Origin of the sequence: Serratia proteamaculans (assembly GCF_946227095.1) — a bacterium.
GTDB lineage: Bacteria > Pseudomonadota > Gammaproteobacteria > Enterobacterales > Enterobacteriaceae > Serratia > Serratia proteamaculans_E.
Map to the genome: position 1 here is coordinate 338,943 of NZ_CAMISV010000005.1, position 26,721 is coordinate 365,663.

General features: G+C 50.2%; 21 protein-coding genes and 1 pseudogene. 10 read left to right on the forward strand and 12 right to left on the reverse strand.

Annotation, left to right across the window (positions count from 1 at the left end):
• Positions 1 to 8 precede the first annotated feature (8 nt).
• Genes argE through OC597_RS13150 form a run of 4 tightly spaced genes read right to left on the reverse strand, consistent with a single transcriptional unit; the run spans position 9 to position 3,680 of the window.
• Positions 9 to 1,157, reverse strand: coding sequence for an acetylornithine deacetylase (argE, locus tag OC597_RS13135; RefSeq protein ID WP_262208998.1), 1,149 nt, complete (start codon positions 1,155 to 1,157; stop codon positions 9 to 11).
• Positions 1,150 to 1,824: a DUF1028 domain-containing protein gene (locus OC597_RS13140; RefSeq protein ID WP_262208999.1), complete on the reverse strand. Its 675-nt coding sequence runs from the start codon at positions 1,822 to 1,824 to the stop codon at positions 1,150 to 1,152. The genes argE and OC597_RS13140 overlap by 8 nt, the downstream gene beginning before the upstream one ends.
• Positions 1,821 to 2,261 carry a RidA family protein gene (locus OC597_RS13145; protein ID WP_262209001.1) on the reverse strand — a complete coding sequence of 147 codons (441 nt, stop codon included), beginning with the start codon at positions 2,259 to 2,261 and terminating at the stop codon, positions 1,821 to 1,823. The genes OC597_RS13140 and OC597_RS13145 overlap by 4 nt, the downstream gene beginning before the upstream one ends.
• A 24-nt stretch (positions 2,262 to 2,285) precedes the next feature.
• Positions 2,286 to 3,680: a purine-cytosine permease family protein gene (locus OC597_RS13150; RefSeq protein WP_085119560.1), complete on the reverse strand. Its 1,395-nt coding sequence runs from the start codon at positions 3,678 to 3,680 to the stop codon at positions 2,286 to 2,288.
• Between the two features lie 415 nt (positions 3,681 to 4,095).
• Here OC597_RS13150 and OC597_RS13155 point away from each other — a divergent pair, with 415 nt between their 5' ends.
• Entirely contained in the window at positions 4,096 to 5,364 is a 1,269-nt protein-coding gene (locus OC597_RS13155) for a flavin-containing monooxygenase (RefSeq protein ID WP_262209003.1), read from the forward strand.
• A gap of 84 nt (positions 5,365 to 5,448) precedes the next feature.
• A pseudogene (locus OC597_RS13160) lies at positions 5,449 to 5,642 on the forward strand (GTP-binding protein); the annotation flags it as partial.
• Between the two features lie 144 nt (positions 5,643 to 5,786).
• On the opposite strand, the gene OC597_RS13165 reads toward OC597_RS13160, so the two are convergent.
• The 7 genes from OC597_RS13165 to OC597_RS13195 form a co-directional block, all read right to left on the reverse strand.
• The gene (locus OC597_RS13165) at positions 5,787 to 7,184 is read right to left on the reverse strand and encodes a lipopolysaccharide biosynthesis protein (protein ID WP_262209004.1); all 1,398 of its coding nucleotides are present in this window, start codon (positions 7,182 to 7,184) and stop codon (positions 5,787 to 5,789) included.
• The gene (gene rffA / locus OC597_RS13170; protein ID WP_262209005.1) at positions 7,181 to 8,311 is read right to left on the reverse strand and encodes a dTDP-4-amino-4,6-dideoxygalactose transaminase; all 1,131 of its coding nucleotides are present in this window, start codon (positions 8,309 to 8,311) and stop codon (positions 7,181 to 7,183) included. The genes OC597_RS13165 and rffA overlap by 4 nt, the downstream gene beginning before the upstream one ends.
• Before the next feature lie 53 nt (positions 8,312 to 8,364).
• The gene (locus OC597_RS13175; RefSeq protein ID WP_262209008.1) at positions 8,365 to 9,414 is read right to left on the reverse strand and encodes a TDP-N-acetylfucosamine:lipid II N-acetylfucosaminyltransferase family protein; all 1,050 of its coding nucleotides are present in this window, start codon (positions 9,412 to 9,414) and stop codon (positions 8,365 to 8,367) included.
• Positions 9,415 to 9,496: 82 nt separating this feature from the next.
• On the reverse strand, positions 9,497 to 10,366 hold the full coding sequence (gene rfbA, locus OC597_RS13180; protein ID WP_262209010.1) for a glucose-1-phosphate thymidylyltransferase RfbA: 870 nt from the start codon (positions 10,364 to 10,366) through the stop codon (positions 9,497 to 9,499).
• 19 nt (positions 10,367 to 10,385) lie between these two features.
• Entirely contained in the window at positions 10,386 to 11,450 is a 1,065-nt protein-coding gene (gene rffG / locus OC597_RS13185; protein ID WP_262209012.1) for a dTDP-glucose 4,6-dehydratase, read from the reverse strand.
• Between the two features lie 217 nt (positions 11,451 to 11,667).
• Positions 11,668 to 12,681 (reverse strand): UDP-glucose 4-epimerase GalE, encoded by a 1,014-nt coding sequence (galE, locus tag OC597_RS13190; protein ID WP_262209014.1) that lies wholly within the window; start codon positions 12,679 to 12,681, stop codon positions 11,668 to 11,670.
• Positions 12,682 to 13,317: 636 nt separating this feature from the next.
• Positions 13,318 to 14,340 (reverse strand): LacI family DNA-binding transcriptional regulator, encoded by a 1,023-nt coding sequence (locus tag OC597_RS13195; RefSeq protein WP_262209016.1) that lies wholly within the window; start codon positions 14,338 to 14,340, stop codon positions 13,318 to 13,320.
• Positions 14,341 to 14,626: 286 nt separating this feature from the next.
• Between OC597_RS13195 and ascF the strand changes: the two genes are divergently transcribed.
• The 8 genes from ascF (at position 14,627) to OC597_RS13235 (ending at position 25,134) form a co-directional block, all read left to right on the forward strand.
• Positions 14,627 to 16,081, forward strand: coding sequence for a PTS cellobiose/arbutin/salicin transporter subunit IIBC (gene ascF / locus OC597_RS13200; protein ID WP_262209018.1), 1,455 nt, complete (start codon positions 14,627 to 14,629; stop codon positions 16,079 to 16,081).
• A 27-nt stretch (positions 16,082 to 16,108) separates the two neighbouring features.
• Entirely contained in the window at positions 16,109 to 17,539 is a 1,431-nt protein-coding gene (locus OC597_RS13205) for a 6-phospho-beta-glucosidase (protein WP_262209020.1), read from the forward strand.
• A 372-nt stretch (positions 17,540 to 17,911) separates the two neighbouring features.
• Positions 17,912 to 18,229 carry a hypothetical protein gene (locus tag OC597_RS13210; protein WP_262209021.1) on the forward strand — a complete coding sequence of 106 codons (318 nt, stop codon included), beginning with the start codon at positions 17,912 to 17,914 and terminating at the stop codon, positions 18,227 to 18,229.
• Positions 18,230 to 18,482: 253 nt separating this feature from the next.
• The gene (locus tag OC597_RS13215; protein WP_262209024.1) at positions 18,483 to 19,025 is read left to right on the forward strand and encodes a ScoMcrA-related endonuclease; all 543 of its coding nucleotides are present in this window, start codon (positions 18,483 to 18,485) and stop codon (positions 19,023 to 19,025) included.
• Positions 18,929 to 19,552 (forward strand): restriction endonuclease subunit S domain-containing protein, encoded by a 624-nt coding sequence (locus OC597_RS13220; protein ID WP_262209026.1) that lies wholly within the window; start codon positions 18,929 to 18,931, stop codon positions 19,550 to 19,552. Before OC597_RS13215 ends, OC597_RS13220 begins: the two co-directional genes overlap by 97 nt.
• On the forward strand, positions 19,545 to 20,732 hold the full coding sequence (locus OC597_RS13225) for a DUF4268 domain-containing protein (protein WP_262209029.1): 1,188 nt from the start codon (positions 19,545 to 19,547) through the stop codon (positions 20,730 to 20,732). Before OC597_RS13220 ends, OC597_RS13225 begins: the two co-directional genes overlap by 8 nt.
• The gene (locus tag OC597_RS13230; protein ID WP_262209031.1) at positions 20,733 to 23,867 is read left to right on the forward strand and encodes a type I restriction endonuclease subunit R; all 3,135 of its coding nucleotides are present in this window, start codon (positions 20,733 to 20,735) and stop codon (positions 23,865 to 23,867) included. It begins immediately after the preceding gene.
• A gap of 61 nt (positions 23,868 to 23,928) precedes the next feature.
• Positions 23,929 to 25,134 (forward strand): DUF3644 domain-containing protein, encoded by a 1,206-nt coding sequence (locus tag OC597_RS13235; protein WP_262209033.1) that lies wholly within the window; start codon positions 23,929 to 23,931, stop codon positions 25,132 to 25,134.
• Between the two features lie 287 nt (positions 25,135 to 25,421).
• Here the strand turns inward: OC597_RS13235 and OC597_RS13240 are convergent, their stop codons facing one another.
• Positions 25,422 to 26,720, reverse strand: a complete 1,299-nt coding sequence (locus OC597_RS13240; protein WP_262209035.1) for a type II toxin-antitoxin system HipA family toxin — start codon at positions 26,718 to 26,720, stop codon at positions 25,422 to 25,424.
• Position 26,721 lies beyond the last annotated feature (1 nt).

The following is a 26,721-nucleotide window of genomic DNA, read 5'->3' on the forward strand; positions in this document are numbered from 1 at the left end:
CGGAGCCGTCAGGCCAACATCCAGAGACGCAGGTTGGCCAGCATTTGCATGCAACGTTCAAGCTGTTCCACGCTCACATATTCATCTGGTTTATGGCCTTGATCCATACTGCCTGGGCCGCAAATCAAGGTAGCGACCCCCGCCTGATCAAATAACCCGCCCTCGGTACCAAAAGCCACCGTGGTGAACGCCTGATTGTTACTCCACTGTGCCAGCCAGCGGGCAAAATCAGACTGTGGATCGGTGAGTAATCCCGGATACTGACTTAATGGTTGGAAGCTAATATCACTGCTTGTCGCAACCTCCCGCATAGCCGGTAACAGTTCATCATCGGCATACTGCCGCAGTTCGCTAATAACCGAATCAACCCGCATATCCGGCAAATGGCGAATTTCAAAATCGAACTGACAATCCTGCGGGACAATGTTTAGCGCCGCTCCGCCGTGGATCGTGCCCACCTGCAGCGTGCTGTAGGGCGGATCAAAACACCGGTTTTGCGTGGCCGCCAATTGACTGCCCAGCAAGGTTAATTTATTGATGAGTTTGGCCGCGTATTCAATCGCATTCACACCCTGCGGAGTATAGGCAGAGTGGCAAGCATGGCCCTGCACTTTACAGCGCATCGCCAGCTTGCCTTTATGACCGTAAACCGGCTGCATGCCCGTAGGTTCACCCACAATGCACATCGCCGGTTTATCCGGTGAGAGCTTAAGATGAGCGACCAGGCTGCGGACTCCAAGACAGCCGACCTCCTCATCATAGGAAAAGGCCAAATGCAGCGGCATGCGTAACGGTTGGGCCACAAAAGCCGGCACCGAGGCCAGAACACAGGCCAGAAATCCCTTCATATCGGCGCTGCCACGGCCGTAGTAACGGCCCTTGTGGTGTGTCAGCGCAAAAGGCGGCATCGTCCATTGCTGCCCGTCGACAGGAACCACATCGGTATGCCCGGACAACATCACCCCGCCTTCACCTGCGGGGCCGATGCGGGCGTACAGATTGGCTTTTCTTGCGACATCGTCCTGAAAAAGCTGCGTTTCCATCCCGAAACCGACCAAATAATCCTGAATAAAAGCGATCAGCTCAAGATTGGAGTTCCGGCTAGTGGTATCAAAAGCCAGCAGTTTGGCCAGCAGGTTACGCACTGCATCACTCATCACCCGGTACTCCATAACTTGGTGCTTCACGGGGATCTATAGCCCGGGTGACGTAGGCCTGCATCTGAGGCTCATAGGCCTGCCACAACCCCGCCAATTCATTAATCGGGTCTTTCTCTGCCCAATCCACCCGCAGATCAACGATCGGCCAGGAGTAATCGCCCACTACCTTAAGCGCCGCCGAATGCACCGCGCCTGCCTCGCCGCCCTGCTCAATGGCCGCCTGCAGCGCCGCCATCAAGCGATCGGCCAACTGGCCGGACGTATTCTCAAATGCGCTCACCATGGCATTAATCACTTTTTTGTCCGCCAACATGTTCCCTGCCGCGACGCACTTTTTACCCTGCACCTGGTGGTAAGTCCCCAGCGATTTACCGCCGCTAAAAACGGCGGTTTCACCCTGGCGGTCTATGGCTATCACCTGACGGTAATCACTAAACGGATCGTTAAGCAGTACCTGCTCCAGCGCACTCGTCGGTTTCATCCCCTGTTCGAGTTTTTCCAGCACCTGCTGACCCAATTTGGGTAACGTGATGTTCTGGCTGGAGACCGCCCCCACGCCGGCAAGCAGCCAGGGGCAACGAGCACCGACGGCGATACTGGAAGAACTCAGGGCAATACCGAACTGCCCTGTCGCCTCGCAGCGAGCCGCAATTGAAAAGGTCATAGGGACTCCTTCACAGACCAACCCTCAGGGATCACGGCAATAATATCGATTTCCATCAACCACTGTGGCTGCGCCAGCCCAGCCACCACAATCCCGGTAGAGATAGGGAAGACGCCTTTAAGCCATTTACCGACCACCTGATAGACCGGCTCACGGTACCTTGGGTCAATAATGTAAGTGGTGGTTTTAACAATATGCGAAAGGTCACTTCCCGCTTCCTCCAGCAGTTGTTTGGCATTTTTCATCGCCTGCTCAGCCTGAGCGGCGGGATCGCCCAACCCCACCAGATTACCGTTAAAGTCCGTGCCCACCTGACCACGGACATAGACGGTATTTCCCGCGCGCACCGCCTGGCACAGATCGTTATTCAGTGATTGGTTAGGATAAGTCTCTTTAGTATTAAACATGCGAATTCTGGTATGGGTTACATTACTCATCAGTGATTCCTGTTAAATAAAACCTTAGTGAACAATTTGCCGACGGCGATGGGCGGTATCGCGACTTGCCATCCAGTAATACAGCGGTGACGTCACCACCAGCCCAACCAGCCAGGAGAGATCTGCCCCATTAATATGCGCAGAGATCGGCCCGACATATAACGGGGTATTCATAAACGGGATCTGTACCAAAATACCTATGCCATAAGCCAACAGCGCCTGGGGATTAAAGTAACCATAGATACCGCCGTCGGCCTGGAAAATAGAGTTAATGTCATAGTGACCTTTATGAATGGCGTAGAAATCAATCAGGTTAATCGCCGTCCAGGGAACCAGCACCACCAACAACGCCAACACCAAATCGACGAAATGACCGATAAAGTCCTTAGAGGTATAAATTGCAGCGACACAGCAGAAAATCAGCACCAACACCGATAACACCGCCCGGCTCTTGGCGGTAGGTATCCAGCGCCAGGAAAAGGTCTGCACCAGCGTGATGATCGAGATCACCGTGCCATACAGATTAAGCGCATTGTGGCTAATGACGCTCAGCAGAAAAAGCACCAACATCAGAGGGCCTATCGCACCGGCCGCCAGCTTTACGGCATCCATGGTGTCCATCCCGACCGGCGTTGCCAGTACCGCCACCGCCCCGAAGATAAAAGAGAGGCAGGAGCCTGATACCGAGCCCAGGTAGGTCGCCCAGAAGGTGGCTGAGACTGAAACGTCTGCCGGCAGATAGCGTGAATAGTCAGAAACATAGGGAGCAAACGCAATTTGCCATAACGCCCCCAGCGACACCGTGGCCAGCCAACCGGAAAGCGTAAAACCACCCCGGGTCAAAAAGTCTGCGGTCTGTATATGGGTAAAAATATAGCCAAAACCCAACAGGATGCCGATACCCAGCACCCAGGTTCCGATCCTGTTAAGCACATGAATAAAGCGATAGCCAATAATGCCAATCACGCAGGACCCTGCCGCGCCGACCACTATCCCCATCGGAACCGAGACGCCTTCCACCACGCCATGCAGGGATTTACCCGCCAGCACGATGTTGGAGGTGAAAAAACCGAGATACATAACGCCAGCGATCACCACCACCAACAGAGAACCCAGCGAGCCGAATTGAGCCCGGCTCTGGATCATTTGCGGGATGCCCATTTGCGGCCCCTGGGCCGAATGCAGCGCCATCAGCACACCGCCAATCAGGTGCCCGACCAAAATAGCGGTGATCCCCCAGAACAGATTGAGATGAAACAATTGGATACCGAGCGCACCCGTCACGATGGGCAATGGAGCGATGTTGCCACCAAACCACAGCGTGAACAGATCCCTGACCTTCCCATGGCGTTCTTCCGGCGGGATATAGCCAATGGTGTGTTTTTCAATGAGGGGCGGCGATGATTCAGTAACAGGCATGGTGAACTCCTGGTTAAGTATAATTTTATTGATATTTTTGAATTAACCGGTATGGCCGACAGGACTTTTTTATTTGAGCGATAATGCGCATCTTGGGCGGCATAGATAAAATATTAAAATTATTCCGCCAGAGCATAAAAAAGTTATCTCGAATTTATTTTATTTTCCCACCGATAGACTATCCTGCTGCAAAATAGACCATGCAAAACACAAGGAATAAGCTATTTATTAGATCCGCGCATTTAGCAAATTGGTGTTTAAAAATCCGTACCTTCCTGCATCATTTATTTATCGTCAATTGGCAGTTTAATAATATTTTACCCATGCAGTAGCATCCCATAGGCTGCGAAATCCAGCTGGGGTAGATCAGGGTATATCTGACCCCGCACCGAATCATTATCCTGAGGATGCAAAAATGACATCAGATAAAATCGAGATTGATACGCTAGTGATTGGCGCGGGCCAGGCTGGGGTGGCGATGAGTGAACATCTGACCCGATGTGGCATTCCGCATTTGGTGTTGGAGAAAAACCGCATTGCCGAAGCCTGGCGCACAGGGCGATGGGACTCTTTAGTCGCTAACGGGCCGGCCTGGCACGATCGCTTCCCAGGCATGGCCTTTGAAGGTATCGACCCCGACGGCTTTGTGCCAAAGGAACAGATTGCGGATTATTTTGCCGCCTACGCGGATAAATTCAATGCGCCCATCCGTACGGGGGTTGAAGTAAAACACCTGCAGCGCAATCTTGGTCGCCCAGGTTTTCGGGTTGAAACCTCAGCAGGCGTCATCGAAGCCAGACATGTCGTGGCCGCCACCGGCCCCTTCCAGCGACCGGTGATCCCACCCATCGCCCCAAAAGATGACAGCCTCACGCAACTTCACTCGGCGCAATACCGTAACCCACAACAGTTGCCCGCAGGGGCGGTTCTGATTGTCGGGGCCGGTTCTTCAGGGGTTCAGATTGCCGATGAGCTACGCCGGGCAGGAAAGCAGGTTTATCTTTCCGTAGGGGCGCATGATCGCCCACCCCGCGCTTACCGCAATCGCGATTTCTGCTGGTGGTTAGGGGTGCTTGGCCTATGGGATGCCACGGCAACCCAGCCAGGTAAAGAACATGTGACGATTGCCGTGAGCGGCGCTCAGGGTGGCCATACGGTAGATTTCCGCAAATTGGCGGCTGAAGGAGTACACCTGGTTGGCGTCACCCGCGCTTTCCAGAATGGAAACGTCACTTTTGCTGACAACCTGAAGGAGAACATTACCCGAGGGGATGAAAATTACCTGGCACTGCTGGATGCAGCAGATGCGTATATTGCCCGCAATGGCCTGGATCTGCCTGAAGATCCGAACGCACGCCAGTTGCTACCCGACCCGGAATGCATGATTAACCCACTGCTGACGCTAAACTTCGCCCAAGCGGGCATTACCACCATTATCTGGGCAACCGGCTATACGGCGGACTATAGCTGGCTGGGGGTCGATACTTTCGATAACCAGGGCAAACCATTACACCAGCGCGGGGTGTCGAACGAGCCTGGCATCTATTTCCTGGGATTACCCTGGTTATCGCGCCGCGGTTCAACCTTTATCTGGGGTGTTTGGCATGACGCCAAATACATTGCCGATCATATCGCCACGCAACGTAGCTATCTAAAATATCAGGATGCCGCTCACCGCCAATAAATACTTTTAACATTGGATCCCGCAGGATCAGGCTGGGAAGGTTGGGCGTGGGCTCAGCTTACCGCCGTCCAGCATCGATACCCGCCGCTGGAACGGATGGAGGTTTCTGAAGTGATGGAATCTGCTGCTGGAATATGCCGACAGCCTGCTGTTCCTGGGGGCAACGGCTGTATAACGCCGACGGGGACCGCGAGTGACTCCCCGACGAGGAACGCCGTAGTACTTTGGGGTTTATTGGGGTGGATTTGCCGGAGGAAGTGATTCGGGAGAGATTTGCTTTAAATACACACTACGTGGAGTCATGGGAAGTCACAGTGCAGAGCCAAACCCTATGGCTCCACACTGGATTTTTACAACGGGGAATAACAACGGCCAAACAAGAAGCGGTTACACTTATTCTCTCTTGAATGGCGTTAATGCGTTCATCTCTTGGCGAACGATTTTATGAAACGTAGGTTTCTTACCAGAACCACGATCAACAGTCCCCCCCAATAGGCAAACAGTTCGTATTTCATTCTCTCACCCGCCAATGCAGAAACCGACGCTCCCGCCAGACACAGGAAAGTGAAGAAATACATTTCAAAACGCGGCATGGCCTTCCAACTGATAATCGAGAACTCAGTTCTCAGTATCAGGAATACCCAAAAAGCCAGGCAAGTGCTTACGGCCGCACCACCGGCACCAAAGCGAGGCACCAACAACGAGTTTGAGACAACATTCACCACCAAAGCGGCTAATGAAACGACCATAGAATAAATTGTTTTTCGACTTAAACCGATACCAACAGCAGTGGTCTCTGAAAGCGTATAAAGCAAAGGTGCCCCAAGACAAGCAATGAGAATATATTTAACGTCGACGTATTCTTTGGGCAGGACATAATCAGTAATCCAGGAGAAAAGTCCGCCCAAGCTGAACAGGCAAACTACGGCAATCAGCATGCACTGAGTGACCTTGTTGATCATCTGCTGCTCGTGACCCTCGTTAGCCTCCGCCAGCTTGTACACCACCGGTGCCCAAACGGTGGAGAACACGCTTTGTAAAATGCTCGCAACACCGGCAAAACTGACTGCAACCGAAAAAATAGCCAACTGCTCAAACCCGGAATAGGCTCGAACGAACATACGGTCAATGGTGGTTAATCCCCAAAAGGCCAGTCCCCCTAAAATCAATGGGTAACCGAACTTCAACATCGCCTTCGTTTTGACGTAATCCAGTGGGCTACGGAGAGCTTCAAGCCAGTCAGCCCGAGAAGACCACATCAACATCAATGAAACGGCGATAAACCCTATCGCGTTCGCCACCACCAACTGCATCAAGGTATGTTGGGTGAATAAAACGTAACACAGACCAATAACGATCAACGTCATCAATTTGGGCATGAGCTGGCTTAGCGAGAACGCCATGCCCTTTTCCTGCATACGCAGGATTAATGACAGAAACCGATTGAGGAATGACGAAAGCAAAATCAACAAAATGAGCAAGCTGATCGCGGTACTTTTTTGATCAAACAGCAACGTCGACAGGCTACCAGGAAACAATAAAAATACGACGCTAACGACCAGTATCATCAACATGCCGGGGAAGGTGACGTTTTTTAACAGCTGCCCCCGAAGTGATTCGCCGTGGTATTCCCGGACATAAGCCTGATCGAGGCCCAGGCTGAAAAACAGGACATAAAAAGACACGGCCACATTCAACATGCTTATCCGGCCGACATCATCAGCCGAGAAGAGCCAGGTAATAACGGGTAAGGTAAGCAGCCCGAGGGCTGCGTTACCTATAGGTCCAATAGCGAATGCAAGTATCTTCCTGGTATTCACTCAAAAAACCCCAACACGCACTCAATGACCTTTTTAAGGTCACTCTCGCTCATGTTGTAATACAGCGGCAAACGAACCAATTTTTCACTTTCACTCGTCGTATATTTATCTTCACCGACGAAGGAGCCGAAGACTTTCCCGGCTGGAGCCGAATGCAGTGGAATATAATGGAATACCGCCATAATTCCCGCTTCTTTCAGGTGAGCGATAAACCGAGTTCTCTGCTCAATGTCGTTTAATTTAACGTAGAACATGTGCGCATTATGCGTGCAATCCTCTGGGATCGTCGGCAGCGTCAACAACCCTTTATCAGCAAGCGGCGAAAGGCTTTCATAATATTTTCCCCACGTCGCCAAACGGTTGTCGTTGATTTCATCAGCCAGCTCTAATTGCCCCCACAGACAAGCGGACTGAAGTTCGCCGGGCAGGAAGCTGCTACCAAAATCGACCCAGGTATATTTATCAATTTGCCCGCGGAGGAACTGGCTGCGATCGGTTCCCTTCTCGCGAAGAATTTCAGCGCGTTTGATAAAGCGCTCATCATTGATCACCAGCGCCCCACCTTCACCGCCGCTGGTGTAGTTCTTCGTTTCATGGAAACTGAAAGCCGCCAGATGACCTTTAGTGCCCAGATAGGCGCCTTTGTATTTACTCATGACGCCCTGCGCAGCATCCTCGACCACCAGGATATTATGCTGATTGGCCAGGCGCATGATCGCATCCATATCACAGGATACACCGGCATAATGCACCGGAACGATAGCCTTCGTTTTTTCGTTGATTGCAGCAGCCAGCAACGCCTCGTCCATATTCATGGTATCAGGGCGAATATCAACAAATTTAATCTTGGCGCCGCGCAGAACGAAGGCGTTAGCCGTGCTCACGAAAGTGTAGCTTGGCATGATGACTTCATCACCCGGCTGAATATCGACCAACAGTGCAGCGATCTCTAACGCAGCGGTACAAGAAGGCGTTAATAATGCATGCAAACACCCCAGTTGATTTTCAAACCATTGCTGACACTGCTTGCCGAAGGGGCCATCACCTGATAGCTTGCCGTTTTCCAGAGCTTTATTGATATACTGAATTTCGTTGCCTGTCACTGGTGGCTTGTTGAAAGGTATCATTTTATCCCTTACTTAAATTCTGAATTAAATTGGTGATTATTTACTGGGCAACATCATGAGCTAAATACTGCCCCCAACTGCCCGGCGAGATTCTCTGCGGAAAAATAGGCTTCGATTTTTTTCTCATTGTCATTCTTTTCGACTTCACTCAGGCTAACCAAAGAGAATCTTTGAAGATCAAAAACATGAATGCCTTTCTCTTCAAAGAAACTCCACTGCGTTGTACCCTTGTTCAAAAATACCGTTTTTCTGAGCCCCAACAGAGAAATAGTATTACCCATCGCTTGTTGTCGGTTGTGATTAAACACCGCAACATCCACCTTACCTAGCAACGCCAAATACTGATTGAAGGGCATAAAGTCGGTCAGAGGTACAAACTTACTCCCAAAACGCCGCTGCCCTTCGGCGACGACTTCAGCAGCATAGCCTTTCACCCCGTAGGACAAAGGGACAATAATCTCAATATTCTCATTTTTATACGTCTCCAATATATCAAACGCAGAAAAATGATTATTGGTCGGGTCAGCAGAATTGCCCAACAAGATAGTTTTTTTGCCATCAGTCGCTGCTACATCGCCATCTATAATATTTTTATTATAAATGTTACTGGTATACATCAGGCATTCGTGCAATCGCCCCGAGCAGCCATACCATTCCTTGGCGAGCGCATAGTCGCCCTTTACGTAGGTAACAAAATTGCCCATTCGCTTAATGGCCGGTCGACGGAATAACTCCGTGAGACGCCATTTTAGATTTCGTTTACCTGTCTGATATTGGTAAAGATCCCCCCCCCACATGAACCAATAACACTTTTTCAACACCCATGGCGTGAGCATCAGTAGCGCTGCCATTTTTATTCCGTGGAAGCTATGCAGGATAACTCTGTCTTTACGCTGGATGTCTTTAAACATCATCAGTGTTTTTTTAGCGCTTCTAAAAAGATCTTCCCCTAGATAGTTCACGTTACCCTGGAGCTCTATGCGATAGCGTTCCAGATCGCCATAAACCCAAAAAGTATGTTCACTGGCATCAAAATTTTCATTTACAAACTCAATAAATGAAGGAATGAATTTATCCAGAGGACAGATATGTACAATACTCATAACCACTCTATAGGCAGATTTATATCACTGACAATAACCATCCGTGACACCGGATGGCTGCATGTTAACCCTGGCGGCGACGTTATTTCTCCGCGATCAGTTGCGAGAGGTATTGACCATACTGGGTCTTGCTGAGTAGTTTTGCCTCAGCCGCAAGCTGTTCCCGGCTCAGCCATCCTTTTCTGAAAGCAATCTCTTCCAGACAAGCAACCTTAAAGCCCTGACGTTTCTCGATAGTATGAATAAACTGCGAGGCTTCGATCAGGCTGTCATGAGTGCCGGTATCCAGCCAGGCAAAACCGCGGCCAAGCAATTCGACGTTCAATGCCCCTCGATCCAGGTACATCTGGTTCAGAGTGGTGATTTCCAGTTCACCGCGCGCGGAGGGCTTGACCAGCTTAGCCATTTCAACCACGTTCTGATCATAGAAATAAAGTCCGGTTACCGCCCAGTTGGATTTCGGCACCGCCGGTTTTTCCTCAAGCGACAGCGCGCGGAAATTATCATCGAACTCCACCACGCCAAAACGCTCTGGATCCATCACCTGATACCCGAAGATGGTCGCTCCTTCAGTGCGCTTAACCACCGTATCTAACTTGTTACCAAAACCCTGCCCAAAGTGAATGTTGTCGCCGAGCACCAGCGCACAACTGTCTCCATTAATAAACTCTTCGCCAATCAAGAAAGCCTGGGCCAGGCCGTCCGGGCTCGGCTGGATTTCATAACTCAGGTTAATGCCAAAACTGCTGCCGTCTCCCAGCAGACGTTTAAACGACGGCATATCCTCAGGAGTCGAGATAATTAAAATATCGCGAATGCCTGCCAGCATCAGAACGGATATCGGATAATAAACCATAGGTTTATCGTAAATAGGCAACAGTTGCTTGGAAATACCGCGAGTGATGGGATAAAGACGCGTTCCTGAGCCGCCCGCTAAAACAATACCTTTCATTTTTCTTCCTTAAATTTGATTAATGGGTTAAGCCCAAGCGTTCACCGGCATAAGAACCATCCTTCACTCGGCTCCACCACGCCTGATTCGCCAAATACCACTGAACGGTTTTGCGAATGCCGGATTCGAAGGTTTCTTGTGGTGCCCAACCCAATTCCGCATCAATTTTGGAAGCGTCTATCGCGTAGCGCATATCATGCCCTGGGCGGTCGGTCACAAAGGTGATCAACTCCTCATAGTTTTTTAACTCACCCGGCTTGTTAGGCACCAGCTCATCCAGCAGGCGGCAGATGCTTTGTACCACTTCGATATTTTTACGTTCATTATGGCCGCCAATATTATAGGTTTCGCCCACCTTCCCCTCGGTGACAACCTTGTATAAAGCCCGGGCATGGTCTTCGACATATAACCAGTCGCGAATTTGCGCACCATTACCGTATACCGGCAATGGTTTGCCTTCTAGCGCATTCAGGATCGTTAGCGGGATTAACTTCTCCGGGAAATGATAAGGGCCGTAGTTGTTCGAGCAGTTGGTGACTATCGTCGGTAAACCATACGTGCGCAGCCACGCGCGTACCAGATGATCGCTGGAGGCTTTCGACGCTGAATAAGGGCTGCTTGGCGCGTAAGGCGTGGTTTCGGTAAAGAGATCGTCGGTTCCGTGCAGATCGCCATACACTTCATCAGTAGAAATATGGTGGAAACGAAACGCCTGCTTGGGTGCATCGTCCAGAGTTTGCCAGTACTGACGAGCAGCTTCCAATAGCGTGTAAGTGCCGACGATGTTGGTTTCGATAAAGGCCGCCGGGCCGTCGATGGAACGGTCCACGTGGCTCTCTGCAGCCAGGTGCATCACTGCGTCGGGTTGAAACTCGTCGAAGACGCGATCCAGCGCCTGACGGTTGCAGATGTCCACCTGTTCAAAGGTATAGCGATCGTTATCTGTAATCGGAGCAAGAGATTCGAGGTTGCCGGCATAGGTCAGGCTATCCAGCACCAGAATGTGATCAGCGGTATCATTGATAATATGGCGGGCAACGGCCGAGCCAATAAATCCGGCGCCGCCGGTAACGATAATTTTCATAAAACCCTCTAAAAATACGATGCGGTCGTCTATACGCCACATTATTTTTCACAGGCGCAAAGCAGAAAGGACATCTTCCCTTTCAGGCACCATGGTGATTTATTGGATAAATCGGCCAGGCGCTGAAGCGCGCAAGCCCAGAGATAATAAGGGGAACACCGCCGCCGGCGATGCAACCCCCGCGGCGGCTTAAAACGCAGACGGACCTAACCGGTGCTTAACGATAGCCTTTCGGGTTCTTGCTCTGCCAATTCCAGGTATCACGCATCATGGCTTCAATACCGCGACTCACACCCCAGCTTAGTTCTTTTCGAGCCAAGCTGGCGTCCGCCCAGAAAGCCGGTAGGTCGCCATCACGGCGCGGCAAAATTTGATAGGGAATAGGTACACCAGAAGCCTTTTCAAAGGCATGCAACATATCAAGTACCGAATATCCTACGCCAGCACCCAGGTTATAAGCTTTAAATCCTTGGACCTTATTCAGATGATCCATCGCCTTCAAGTGACCTTCAGCCAGATCCATCACGTGAATATAATCACGGACGCCAGTACCGTCTTTCGTCGAGTAATCGCCCCCGAAAATACCCAGTTTTTCCAGCTTGCCGATCGCCACCTGAGCAATATACGGCAGCAGGTTATTCGGGATACCGTTAGGATCCTCACCAATCAGCCCCGATTCATGAGCGCCGACTGGGTTGAAATAGCGTAGTGCAATGATCGAGAACTGAGGCTCTGCTTTGGCGAAGTCCTGCAAAATTTGCTCAACCATCAGTTTCGAGGTGCCATAAGGGCTAGTGGTGCCGCCAATAGGCGTGGTTTCCACATAAGGCACCGGCGAATTTGCACCATACACCGTGGCTGATGAGCTAAAAATAAAGCGATGAACACCTGCCTGACGCATAGCCTCCAGCAACACCAGGGTGCCGGAAACGTTATTTTGATAATATTCCAGCGGCTTACGCGTAGATTCGCCTACAGCCTTCAAACCGGCAAAGTGAATAACGGATGTGATGCTGTGCCCATCAAATATGCGATTAAGACACTCGTGATCCTGGACGTCACCCTGATAAAAAACAGCTGCTTTTCCAGTCAGTTGTTCCACTCGATGCAACGACTCTTCCGACGCATTCGAGAGATTATCCAACACCACAACATCCTCACCGCGCTCCAACAATGCCAAAACGGTATGAGAACCAATATAGCCAGCGCCGCCAGTTACTAAAATCGCCATAAAAACTCCTTGTGCACGCCTGTCACGTTCAAGATAACAGGCCTCTGAGAACACTACGCCGGTAAGTGGGCTTTTCACCTTCTTACGGCTTAATGCCACACGATTACGACAATCAATCGTCCTGCAAACGTCGCCAGACTGAAACCGCTTTCCCCTCCACAAACGGAGCGGGCGAAACCGCTCGATGACTGATGCCAGTTTTGTTTCTGAGGCACCCTAGCTCCGCAGGCGATTAGCCTAAAAACGCACGGTATTCGCCGATGTTTTACTCAACTCCGGCCATGACGTCGCAGACATATACCACCTCATACTATGATGGAACGCTACCGCCCTTGGCTCACAGGCACCAATCTCTGATAGTCATCCGACATTTTGCGGCACGGTACTGCCCTGTTTTTAAACCACATCGCACCACAGGTTCAGAGCTACGCGAGCGCGAATAGCTAACCGCAGGACAAGCAAGGAACTTATCCCCAGGTTCTGGATAACAACTGCGACGAGCGATTAGACTCTGGAGGTGGTCGTATTTTCGGGGATAACATAACGTATAGCTGCCTGAAAGAGCACCCTTGAGGCTCTCTTTCAGATTATTACTCAGGGTGATGGGGAAGTTTGTTGTTTTCTTGAACGTCACATTCATTCGGCAGGCAAATACGGCCCCGCCGCGACTGAATCACGCAGCATCAGGCTGGCCGGGAAGGTTGGGCGCTTGCTCAGCTCACCGCCGTCCAGCATCGATAGCAGCCGATGGATGGTTTCCTTAATCATTTCGGTCACCGGCATTTTCATGCTGGACAGCGAGGGAATGGTATAAGGCGCCAACGGAATATCATCGAACCCTATCACTGACACGGCGGACGGCACCGGGATTTGGCATTCCGTCAGCCGCTTGATCGCGCCGATGGCCATTTCGTCGTTGCTGGCAACAATCGCGCTAAAGGTGTGCCCGCTGGCTAACAGCGTATCGACCGCCGCCATGCCGCTTTGCGCATTCCACTTCCCTTCGACAATCAGCGCGTCTTTTACGCCAATATCATGTGCCGCCAGCGCCGATTTGTAGCCCGACAGCCGCTCCAGCCCGGTGGGGGAATCCAGCGAGCCAGTGATGAAAGCGATATCGCGATGCCCCCGGTCGATCAGCTGCTCCACCGCCGTCGCGCTGGCGGCGTGCTGATCGCTAAAGATGCAGTAGCTGTCGTTGAGCCTGAGCCGACGGTTGATAACCAGGATCGGCTGCTGGTGCTGGGAAATGATCTCGTCCATTTCGGCAATCGACAGAAAACGCGGGTAGATGATCACGCCATCGCAGCGCATATCCAGCAGGTATTGAATGGCGGCCTTTTCTTCTGCCGCGGTGTGCTTGCCGTCCGCCAAAATAAGCTGGCGGCCGTTTTCTTCCATAATGCGGGCCGACTGGAACATCAACTCGCTGAAGTAGTTACCGCTGTACAGCGTGTTGGTCACCACCAGCCCGATGGTTTGGGTGGATTTGGTCGCCAGATTGCGCGCCAGCAGATTGGGCCGGTAACCCGTCTCGGCGATGGCTTTATCCACCCGCTCACGCTTTTCCGGGCTGACATAGCCGCTGCCGGACAACACGCGAGACACCGTCGCTTTCGACACGCCCGCCCTGTTAGCTACCTCAAGTATTGTTGCCATCTCTGCGCCGTCAAAGTCGATTGAGTCTGCGCAGTCTACCCAAGACGCCCCCGGTTTGAAATGTTTTCACGCCAGCCCCTGCCGTAGCTGCTGGCTTAAAAGCGATCAGTATCACGAAACGAAAAACCAAAAAATCATAATCCTTGCCACCAACAAGATATCACATCATTATTTTGTGAAACCGGTTTCTTGTGGGCGTTTCATTCAGATGGAACGGCGGATCGCCCAGGCAGTAAAAGTTCGCCTTTGGGCAATCCGAATTCCTATCTAGAGAGACGATAATTCCATGCCGAAGAATTACGCAGAGATCTCCCCCGCTATCGTGAAGGCGTTGGGTGGCCTCAACAATATCGAAGCCGTTACCCACTGCATGACCCGCCTGCGGTTCGTGGTGAAAGACAAGGCGCTGATCGACACCCCGGCGCTGAAGGCCATTGATGGCGTCTTGGGCGTGGTGCACAGCGGCGAGCAATGCCAGGTGATCATCGGCAATGAAGTGTCGAAAGCCTATCAGGCGGTGCTGGCGCTGGGCATGCCGGGTGCGACGCCCAGCGCCACCACCCCGGCAAAACGCAAAATCACCCTGAGAGGGATTGGCGCCGGCATTCTCGACGCCCTGGTCGGCACCATGTCGCCGTTGATCCCGGCCATCATCGGCGGTTCGATGGTGAAGCTGCTGGCGATGATCCTGGATATGGCCGGCGTGTTCGACAAAGGTTCGTCGACCCTGGTGATATTGAACGTAATTGGCGACGGCGCGTTCTTCTTCCTGCCGGTGATGGTGGCCGCCTCTGCGGCGCTGAAATTCAAAACCAACATGTCGCTGGCGATCGCCATTGCCGGGGTACTGCTGCACCCTAACTTTATCGACTTGATGGCCAAAGCGGCGCAGGGCCAGGCGGTGGAGTTCGCCTATATCCCGGTGACGGCGGTGAAATACACCTATACGGTGATCCCCGCGCTGGTGATGACCTGGATATTGTCGTACATCGAGCGCTGGGTGGATCGCATTACCCCGGCGGTGACCAAGAACTTCCTTAAGCCGATGCTGATTGTGCTGATTGCCGCGCCGATCGCGATTGTGTTTATCGGCCCGCTCGGCATCTGGATCGGCAGCGGGATTTCGGCGCTGGTGTACACCGTGCATGGCTATCTGGGCTGGCTTTCCGTCGCCATTATGGGAGCGATCTGGCCGCTGCTGGTGATGACCGGTATGCACCGCGTATTCACCCCAACCATCATTCAGACCATCGCCGAGACCGGCAAAGAGGGCATGGTGATGCCCTCGGAGATTGGTGCCAACCTGTCGCTCGGCGGCTCTTCGCTGGCCGTGGCGTTCAAAACCAAGAACCGCGAACTGCGCCAGACCGCATTGGCCGCCGCTGCTTCCGCCATTGTGGCGGGGATTTCCGAACCGGCGCTGTATGGCGTTGCGGTGCGGCTCAAACGCCCGTTGATCGCCAGTTTGATCAGCGGCTTTATCTGCGGTGCCGTCGCCGGTATCGGCGGGTTGGCCAGCCATTCGATGGCTTCGCCCGGCCTGTTCACCAGCGTGCAGTTCTTCGACCCGGCCAACCCGATGAGCATTGTCTGGGTCGGCGGCGTGATGGTGCTTTCCGTGGTGCTGTCGTTCGTGCTCACGCTGCTTTTGGGCTTCGAAGACATCCCGGAAAACGAAGAACCCCAAACCGCGCCCCCGGCCCCCGCGACGAGTACCGTTAACGCCGCTAATACCCAATAGAACACTATTTAAGTTACAGAGGATTTCATGTCAGATTCTATATTCCCCGCAGGTTTTTTATGGGGCGGCGCCTTGGCCGCCAACCAGTCTGAAGGTGGCTATCTGGAGGGTGGGAAAGGGCTGACCACGGTCGACATGATCCCGCATGGCCCTAACCGCATGCCGGTAAAACTCGGCCTGGAGAAGCGCTTTAGCCTGCGTGAAGACGAGTTTTACCCCAGCCACGACGCCATTGATTTTTACCATCGCTACCGCGACGACATCGCGCTGATGGCAGAGATGGGCTTTAGCGTATTCCGCACCTCCATCGCCTGGAGCCGGATTTACCCGAACGGCGACGAGCTGACCCCGAACCCGGAAGGCATCGCCTTCTACCGCAGCCTGTTTGAAGAGTGCCGCAAATACGGCATCGAGCCGCTAGTGACCCTGTGCCATTTCGACGTGCCGATGCACCTGGTGACCGAATACGGCTCCTGGCGCAGCCGCAAAATGGTCGAGTTTTTCACCCGCTATGCCCGCACCTGCTTCGAAGCCTTTGATGGCCTGGTGAAGTACTGGCTCACCTTCAACGAGATCAACATTGTGCTGCACAGCCCGTTTTCCGGTGCCGGGCTGGTGTTTGAAGCAGGTGAGAACCCCGAGCAGGTAAAATACCAGGCGGTGCACCACGAACTGGTAGCCAGCGCCCTGGCGACCCGTATTGCGCATGAAGTGAACCCCGCCAACCAGGTAGGCTGCATGCTGGCCGGCGGCAATTTCTACCCCTGGTCCAGCAAGCCGGAAGACGTGTGGGCCGCGCTGGAAAAAGACCGCGAGAACCTGTTCTTTATCGATGTGCAGGCCAGAGGCAGCTACCCTTCCTACTCGGCCCGGGTGTTCCGCGGGAAAGGCGTGAGCATCGCGATGGAAGCGGGAGACGCCGAAATCCTGAAGAACACCGTCGATTTTGTCTCCTTCAGCTATTACGCCTCGCGCTGCGCGTCTGCCGATATGAACGACAGCAACAGCAGCGCCGCCAACGTGGTGAAATCCCTGACCAACCCGCATATTCCGCGCAGCGACTGGGGCTGGGGCATCGATCCGCTGGGTCTACGCATCACCATGAACATGATGTACGACCGTTACCAAAAGCCGCTGTTCCTGGTGGAAAACGGCCTGGGCGCACACGACGAGTTCAACGCCGACGGCGAGATAGTGGACGATTACCGCATCAGCTACCTGCGCGAACACATCCGCGCCATGGCCGACGCCATCGCCGACGGTGTGCCGGTGATGGGCTACACCACCTGGGGCTGCATTGACCTGGTGGCGGCTTCGACCGGGGAAATGAGCAAGCGCTATGGTTTGGTTTATGTCGACCGTGACGATAATGGCAACGGCACTCTCGCCCGTACTCGCAAGAAGTCTTTCTGGTGGTACAAAACCGTTATTGCCAGTAATGGGGCGAATTTGGGGTGATGGGGTTGGGTGTGGGATTCGGGGCAGCAAGGGCAAATAATGATGGTGAGAGTTGCGAGCTGGATTCCAGACCTGACAGTAAGACCCTGTAATTCTATACAGCCTGTTTTTTAGCCTTTCCGCCAGCGCTATAGTCTCTTGGCTGCGGCACAATCCGCAGCCGGAGTTAGCGTTCCGAATCCCCCAACCCTGTCCGAATATGATATAAATTCGGGCATGCCGATGCGCACCCAACAATGGTGGCTCGGGTGGTGCTTCCTCCGGGAAGGCCGGGATCCGTTGGGGCCGGTACGCTAACGCCGCTCGAGCTACCACCCCGAGTTTAGCGTCTCTTCTGGTAGCGGTATTTCTCCCCCAATGGAAATGACCGATATGGAAAACACCTCCTCAACCAACACACCTGAAACTGCGCCAAGCACCCTCACCCTCTATCGTCAATTGTTCAATCAGCTCGATCTCAACACTTTAGATGCAACGCAACTCTTAGACCTTGCCGCCCTCTCCGCCGAACAGGCCGAAGGGCTCTGCCAGGGCCTGATGCTGTTCGGCGACCTGCTGCAAAACAATCCACAACCCGATGACACCCAGTGGGAACAACTGAATCATTACCTCAATGCGACGGCTCACTTGGTGCCTGCGCTGTGTAATCTTTATGGCCGTGCACTGCGGCAGATGGAGTGCCAGAGCTGATAAGTTAAGAATCAGAGCAAAAAAATAATAAGAACGGTATTAGTTTTGTACCGTTCTTATCACTCCAGTAAATTTTATAGATCTGACTGACATATCACGATAAACACATTCACGAAGGTAGGCATTTCCCCCTTGGCCTGGCATAGTTAACGCATTCGATAAATCGATGAGTTAACTGCTGGATAACGACGCATGGCCGCTGGCAGTACGCAAACGCATTGATCAGAATCTGTTCTGCAATGAGGGGAATGTTTTGGCTATTAAGATCGCGATGTTATCTTCGAAAGATGCTGTTTTAGACGCAATCAAGGAATATAACAACCAAGGTTATGATAATTTCCTTAAAAAAAACAAAATTGAAAAAACAAGAACACACAAGGTCCGTTATGATAAATCTCTGTACGACATTAATGGGATCGCCACGGCAGCTTATATTCTCCAACTTGGGGAACCATCAGAGAAAATAAAATTCAGTATTCCTCTAGAAACGGTCATCCAAGAGTTTAAAAACCTTGGTTTTGAGGTCGTTGAAACACCGCACCCTCTGGAGAAATTAGAGAAAGGTATACTTTACAAGCGTAAAGACCTCCATGACCTCTATGGCGGACAAGAACAGGGTGGAATATCCGCACCAAAAGAATTCCCCGTGATCTTCATTTTTACTGGTGAGATTGGCGAAACGCATGGGTACAAAGATGGATGGTCTACCAAATTGGAATGGGGCCATTTGGTTCAAACATCAAAGTATCCACCTTTGTTGATGAAGGTGTTCCTATTATCAGCGGGCAGCATTTAAAAGCCCCCCTTCTCAAGGACGGTGATAATGACTTTGTCACATTCGAGCATGCTGATAAATTGAAAAACTCAAATGTATTTAGAGAGGATATTATTTTCACACACGCTGGAAATATAGGTCAGGTTTCAATTATTCCTGAGCTGTCATGTTATGACCGCTATGTTATATCTCAGCGACAATTTTTTTTGCGTGCAAACAATAAAATCACTTCCCCTTACTTTTTATTATATTTCTTTAGATCAAGCTTAGGGCAACATCTGTTGTTATCGAATGCCTCACAAGTGGGTGTCCCTTCTATTGCCCGACCGTCATCTCACCTGAAAAGTATAGAGTTAGTAGCACCCGAGTTTAAGCTAATAAAGATATTCGAAAAGTATTGTAAAACCTTAATCAACGGAGTTGTTCAGCGTAAAAAACAAACAACTTTATTGAAAAATCTCCGAGACACCCTCCTCCCCAAACTCCTTTCCGGCGAAATCACCCTGCTAGAAGCGGAACAAACGGTAAGCGAGGCGGAAAATGTATAAAGTCGATATGCCAACCAACAGCTTGCACTCCCTGCAGGAAGTATCCTTCAACAGCCTCGGCTTTACCGAGCGTTATCACTTACAAGAGTGGTTGGCAAAAAACCCTCAAGCGTTAACGCGCGATAATGACGATGAACTGCTGATTATCCAAAAAGAATTCGCGGGCTTTGACGATACCAAAGAGCGTCTCGACCTGCTGGCGATCGATAAACAGCGCAATCTGGTGATTATCGAAAACAAACTCGATGACTCTGGGCGTGATGTTGTCTGGCAAGCGCTGAAGTACGCCGGTTACTGTGCCAACCTGCGCAAAGATCAGATTCTCGACATCTTCCAGCTTTATCTCGATAAATACGAACCGGAAGAAACCCGTCCGGCTGCTGAGGTAATGGCGGAATTTCTGGAGTGTGAAAGTCTCGACGAGATACAGATTAACCTGAGCCGCACACAGCGAGTAATGATGGTGGCTGCCAGTTTCCGAAAGGAAGTTACTAATACAGCACTGTGGCTGATGCAGTTTGGCCTACGGGTACAGTGCTTTAAGGTTAAACCCTACAAATTTAATGACGATGTGTTTGTTGATATTCGCCAGGTGATCCCAACCCCGGAAGCGGAATCCTTCATGATCGGCATGGCGCAGAAAGAAGCCGAAGAACAGTCTACCAGTGGTGGTGTCAAAGCGATCTTGATGATACGTAAAGCCTTCTGGACCAAAACGCTGGAGCGCCTGAAGGCCAGTACTTGCACGTTGTACAACAATATTAGTCCCTCGACCGACCACTGGCTCAGTGCAGGTTCAGGTATCAGCGCACTTTCTTACAACCTGATTTTTAGTCAGAAAGAGACTCGAGTTGAATTCTGGATTGCCAAAGCCTCTGCCGAAAGCAATACCTTTGCTTTTAACTGGTTGTATGAGCGTAAAGATATAATTGAAAATACCTTTGGTCATGCACTGAAGTGGGAACCTTTACCGGGCAAAAAATCGTGCCGCATATCTTTTGCCACTCCCGCCACCAGCCTTGATGAGAGTAATTGGCCAATAATGATCGATTGGCTACTGGTGAACCTGACCGTATTTGAAAAAGCGCTCGATCCTTTTATTGCGCCGTTAAATATGGCGCTCAAGGAAGTATCAAACGCGCCGGAAGAAATTGAAGCACCAGAGACAGAGGAAGTGTAAATGCTGAGTGAAGACGATTTAGAGCAACTCAGTCTAGGCTGGTTTGCCGGGCAAGGATGGGAAGTACTGCACGGACCGGATATCGCACCTGATGGCGCGAACCCACTGCGTATTTCTTTCCATGATGTGTTCCTACGCCCGGTTTTTCTGGAGCAATTAAAGAAGCTGAATCCTCATATTCCAGCCGGCGTATTTGATGAGGTGATTACCCGCATCATTCGCCCAGAAAGTCCTGATATCGTCGTCAGCAATAAAGCTTTCCATCATCTGCTGTTAACCGGCGTGCCGGTCGAGTTCAAGCGTGATGACAAAGTGATTCACGATACGGTTCTGCTGATGGATTTTAACCATTCTTGTAATAACCGTTTTACGGTGGTTAACCAAGTTGCGATCAGTGGCATTAAACAGTTACGCCGCCCTGATGTGATTTGTTATATCAACGGCCTGCCCATAGCGGTTATTGAGTTGAAAAGTCCAATTGATGTTAACGCCGATATTTGGGCAGCATTTAATCAGCTCCAGACTTATAAAAACGAAATCAGCGATCTGTTTATTTGTAATGAAGCACTGGTCGTCAGCGACGGTTATAACGCACGTATTGGTTCCCTGACGGCCGACGAGGAACGTTATCTGCCGTGGAAAACCATCAGTAACGAAGATGATAAACCATTGCTGGAATGGCAATTAGAAACCGTGGTTAAAGGCTTCTTCAATCGTGAATTACTTCTTGATTACATTCGTTATTTCATCCTGTTTGAAAATGACGGTAAGCACCTTATCAAAAAAATTGCCGCTTACCATCAGTTTCACGCAGTGCGTGAAGCCGTGAATGCGACTATCGTCGCTTCTACAGGTAAGTTTTTGCCACTGCGTAGTGATATCAAACCAGGCAGTAAGAAAGCCGGTGTTGTATGGCATACCCAAGGTTCTGGCAAGAGCATTTCCATGTGCTGCTATGCAGGGAAACTCTTGCAGCAGCCAGAAATGAATAACCCGACAATTGTAGTGGTTACTGACCGTAACGATCTGGATGGACAACTCTATGCTACGTTTTGCCAGGCTAAAGACCTGCTGAAGCAGGAGCCTCAGCAGGCCAGCGGCCGCGACCAACTGCGCGAAATGCTGGCAGCCCGCGAATCCGGCGGTATTATCTTTACGACTGTACAAAAGTTTTCGCCGCTGGAAGGTGAGAAAACCCATCCAACATTGAACCTGCGCGACAATATCGTGGTGATTTCTGATGAAGCCCACCGCAGTCAATACGGCTTAAGTGCCACTCTAGATAGGGAAACTGGCGCGTATAAATACGGCTATGCCAAACATATGCGTGATGCTCTTCCAAATGCATCGTTTATGGGTTTCACCGGCACACCGGTCGCTTCAGAAGATAAAGATACCCGTGCAGTATTTGGTGAGTATGTCTCGATTTACGATATTCAGGATGCGGTAGATGACGGTGCAACAGTGCCTATTTACTACGAATCTCGACTGGCAAAACTCGATCTGAATCATGAAGAGCTAGAAGAGCTTTCAAGCCAAGTCGATGAGTTGGTTGAAGATGAAGAGACTGATCAGAAAGAGAAAACTAAAGGTGACTGGAGCCGTCTTGAAAAGCTGGTAGGTTCGGAACCTCGTATTAACCAGGTAGCAGCCGACCTGGTTAAACATTTTGAAGCCCGCAACGCAACGATGAATGGCAAGGCGATGGTTGTCGCCATGAGTCGTGATATCTGTGTGCGCCTTTATGACGCGCTGGTGGCGCTGCGGCCCGAGTGGCATAGCGATGATGTCGAAAAAGGTGAGATAAAAATCATCATGACCGGCTCAGCCTCGGATAAAGCGCACCTTCAGCCCCACATTTACAATAAACAAACCAAAAAACGCCTCGAAACACGGTTTAAAGATCTGAACGATCCACTAAAAATCGTGATTGTGCGCGATATGTGGCTAACCGGTTTCGATGCGCCATGCTGCCACACCATGTATATCGACAAACCGATGCGTGGGCATAATCTAATGCAGGCCATCGCTCGCGTGAACCGCGTGTTTAAAGATAAACCCGGTGGTCTGGTAGTGGATTACATTGGTATTGCTAATGAGCTGAAACAGGCGTTGAAAACCTATACCGACTCGAAAGGTAAAGGCCAGACGACGATTGATGCCAGAGATGCCTTTGCTGTATTGCTGGAAAAACTCGATATCATCCACGGCATGTTTGCCAAAACCACAACTGCACCGGGTTTTGACTATTCAGCTTTTGAAAACAATCCACGGCGTATTTTGCTTGATGCCGCTAATTATATTCTTGGACTGGATGATGGCAAAAAACGTTACTTTGACGTTGTGCTTGCGCTAAACAAAGCTTGGTCGTTGTGCAGTACTCTAGATGAAGCTAAACCATTGCAGAAAGAACTCGCCTTTCTATCTGCGGTGAAAGTGGCAATTATCAAACTCACGACAACGGATAAAAAATTCAGCCAGTCCGAGAAAAACTCACTGCTGAGTCGTATTCTCGATAACGCTATTATCGCAACCGGCGTGGACGATGTGTTTGCTCTGGCCGGATTGGATAAGCCCAACATCGGCTTGCTTTCTGATGAGTTTTTGCAGGAAGTACACGACATGCCACAGCGCAATCTGGCCGTTGAATTACTGCAAAAACTGCTGAATGACGGTATTCATGCTCGCACAAACAATAACGTGGTTCAGGAGAAGAAGTACTCAGACCGTCTGAAGGCCGTACTGCTCAAATACAACAATCGGGCAATTGAAACCGCTCAAGTGATTGAAGAACTGATCCAAATGGCGAAAGAGTTTCAGGCAGCAATGGCACGTGATGACGCGCTAGGTCTGAATCCTGACGAAATTGCCTTCTACGATGCACTGGCAGAAAATGAAAGTGCGGTACGCGAGCTTGGAGATGACATCCTCAAGAAGCTAGCAATTGAAGTCACCCTCAAGCTACGACAATCAACCACAGTTGACTGGCAAGTTCGTGAAAGCGTGCGGGCACGGTTGAGAATTCTGGTTCGGCAGACACTGCGTAAATACAAATATCCACCAGATAAAACATCAGACGCGGTTGAGCTGATACTGAAGCAGGCCGAGGTTGTATCGAATAGTTGGACAGCTTAATATATATAAAGGGAGGCAACCACCTCCCATTGTTTATTATTTAAGTCTACAAGGACATTTAATGAGCCGCTCAATAAAACAGTTAAAACTACTGGACTCCCTTAGGTTATATGAAAAAAACAATCAAAAGTTCACCGTGAAAAGCCTTGTTGAGTCCACAGGTTACAATGAAAACAGTATCAGAAAATACATTAATGAAAAACTGAACGGCGTTTATTTACATCCAATTAATGAAAAAGAATGGCGATGTGATGGACTATTGAAAATATCAAATGATGACTTCCTTAGAATGATGTCACAATCACTAAGAGCAAAAACTGTCACGCCAGAATTGAAAGTATATAAAGGGCTATTAAAACGTAGTTTAGATGCTTTCATTCTTTCACTCGAGGTATACAACAGGCCAAGTTTAGATAACCGTGTTGAGGCATTTTGCATCCTTTCCATCAATGCTTGGGAACTATTACTTAAAGCTGAACTAATTAAGGCTTTAAGTTTAGATGAAGTATTCAAACCTAATGGCCGTTCGATTAGTATAAACGATGCGTTAAATAAGAGGTTACAACAGAATGACCCCGTCAGAAAGAATTTAGAAACACTAATTGAGTTACGCGATAGTGCGGTGCACTTACTCATCCCTGAGTTACAGCCCGAGCTTTCAAGGATTTTCCAAGCAAATGTACTGAACTATCAACAGCGCTATTTAAATGAAACAGGCTCATCACCATTGTCTGGCCAAAGTATTGGGTTGCTCAGTTTAGTTATTGATGGCCCACAAAGCGATCTCTCTGTTATTAAAGAGAATTATGGGGATATGACAGCATCAGTAGCAGAGGAGTTTTTGGGAAGATTCAATAAAACAGCAGTAGAGTATGATTCTGTAGAATTCACAATCCCTATTGATTACAAGCTAACATTAACGCGAAATACTAAAGATAGTGATTTAGCATTAGGTATTGGCGAAAACGGGCACAATGCCATTATTATTAGAGAAACAAGGGATCCAGACATCACTCATCCTTATTATGAAGGAACCGCCATTGACAAAATAAATACTCAACAAAAATCCCACTTGATTACTCGATATTCATTCAGGGCTGTAATTAGCAAGCACAATATTCAAAAACACAAAAAATCCCCCATGCATTTTGAAATTGACAAAAGACATAGATATTCAGAAAAATTTTTAGCATGGTTTATTGATAATTTAAAACATCCAGAATGGCTAGATGAAGCTATAAAGTACTTAAAAAACAAAAAAAGATAATTTATATAGGTAACTTCCCCATCAGTTACCTATATAATCTCAAGGTGGCTTACAGAACGTTTTTAATAAATAAAATTAACAATTTGCATGTCATATTTATAAAAATTCGAAAAAACATTGTCACTCTAAAACCCCAGTATTATTGTCAAATAATAAGACTAACTACACAATTAGCCCAGCCCACACTGTGATTTGATAGCAGAAACCTAAATAGCAGATATAAAAAAACACCTAACGTGGGTGTCTTAATTTTGATGCTGTTCAATAACCAGCCACAAACAATCCCCCTACCCAGGCAGCCTCTCCGCCTGTCGCCGAACCCCGGCAAAAATAGCATCACTCACAGAGCGGGGAAAATCGTCCGGCAACATCGCTTCCACATTGGCGATCGCTTGCTCCGTTTGCGCTTTCAGCTCAGCCATCACCTGCAGCGTTTTCTCTTCGGAATACCCCACAGCTCTAGCGGTAGAGATAAAATGCCGTGGCAAGATCTGGCTCCAACGATAATGACGGCCCTTCCCAAGCGCAGCCATGGCCATTTTGGCTTTCTGTGGCGCAATTCCACGGGCATGCATAAATGGGTAGCCCGAGAGCACGTCATAGAGCGGAGTCATTCGATAGGTCGTCTCTGGTTCAATGAACAGGCTGAAGTTTTTAGCATGCCCATCAATGGCCGCCAGCATCCAGAATACGATTTGGCTTTTAAAGAAAGTGTCTCGATCCTGCAAGGGTTGCTGTGAGCCCAATAGCAGCTCCATCCCAGCCGCAATACCGGGCCCACCATCAGCCTCATATTTCAGTGCCGGGGGGATGCCTAAAGCCTGGCAAAAATCTTCCTGCGGCAAGCGAATCAGCCAACTGTTATCCCGCGCCCAACGCCGGTCAAAACGCTCCACGATCAGGACCCTTTGTCCACCAAAACGCGCTAACTGAGTCTGCGCTACCGGCAGGCCAAACTGTTCGGCAATACGTAAACATAACCACTCGTTCTCACAGCTTTCACTGAGATCCAGGTTGTTATACGCGATATGGCCGACGGGCAGTTTTATGATGTGGCTGGTTGGCGTACTCCCCTGTGGTCGGCACCACTGATTATTGAACCAAAGCAGCGCCGTCTTTTCCTGTGCACCTGCCAGCGAAATGCGGAAATCATCACTATCGGGTCCCATACCCAAAGGAGCTTCGCGGTAACCTTGCAGTAACTGCTCTATTTCTTCGTCACTGACCGGTACTGCATTCACTTGCTTTACCGGGGCCACCTCAGCATGTTCAGGGTAAAGCTGGATCGCTCCCACGCAGTCGCTGCCAATGCTGGCCAGCAAATCAAAAGGTCGTTTGGTTGTCGTTCTAAAGCGCGTCTGTATGCGGCTGCGAATAAACTCGCTGTCCGGCAGCAGATTGTCGAAAAAGTTATACACCACATCGCCGCGGAACGGCTCTGGTTGTAACGGCAGGGATAACGATATGGCGCGAGCGCTGGCTTGTGCCAGCCACTCGTCTTGGTAAACAAACGACATCGCGCCGCCCGTATGCTTTTCCAGCATTCCAACAACAGTGCCATTTAGCACCACACGTAGCTTTTCCATG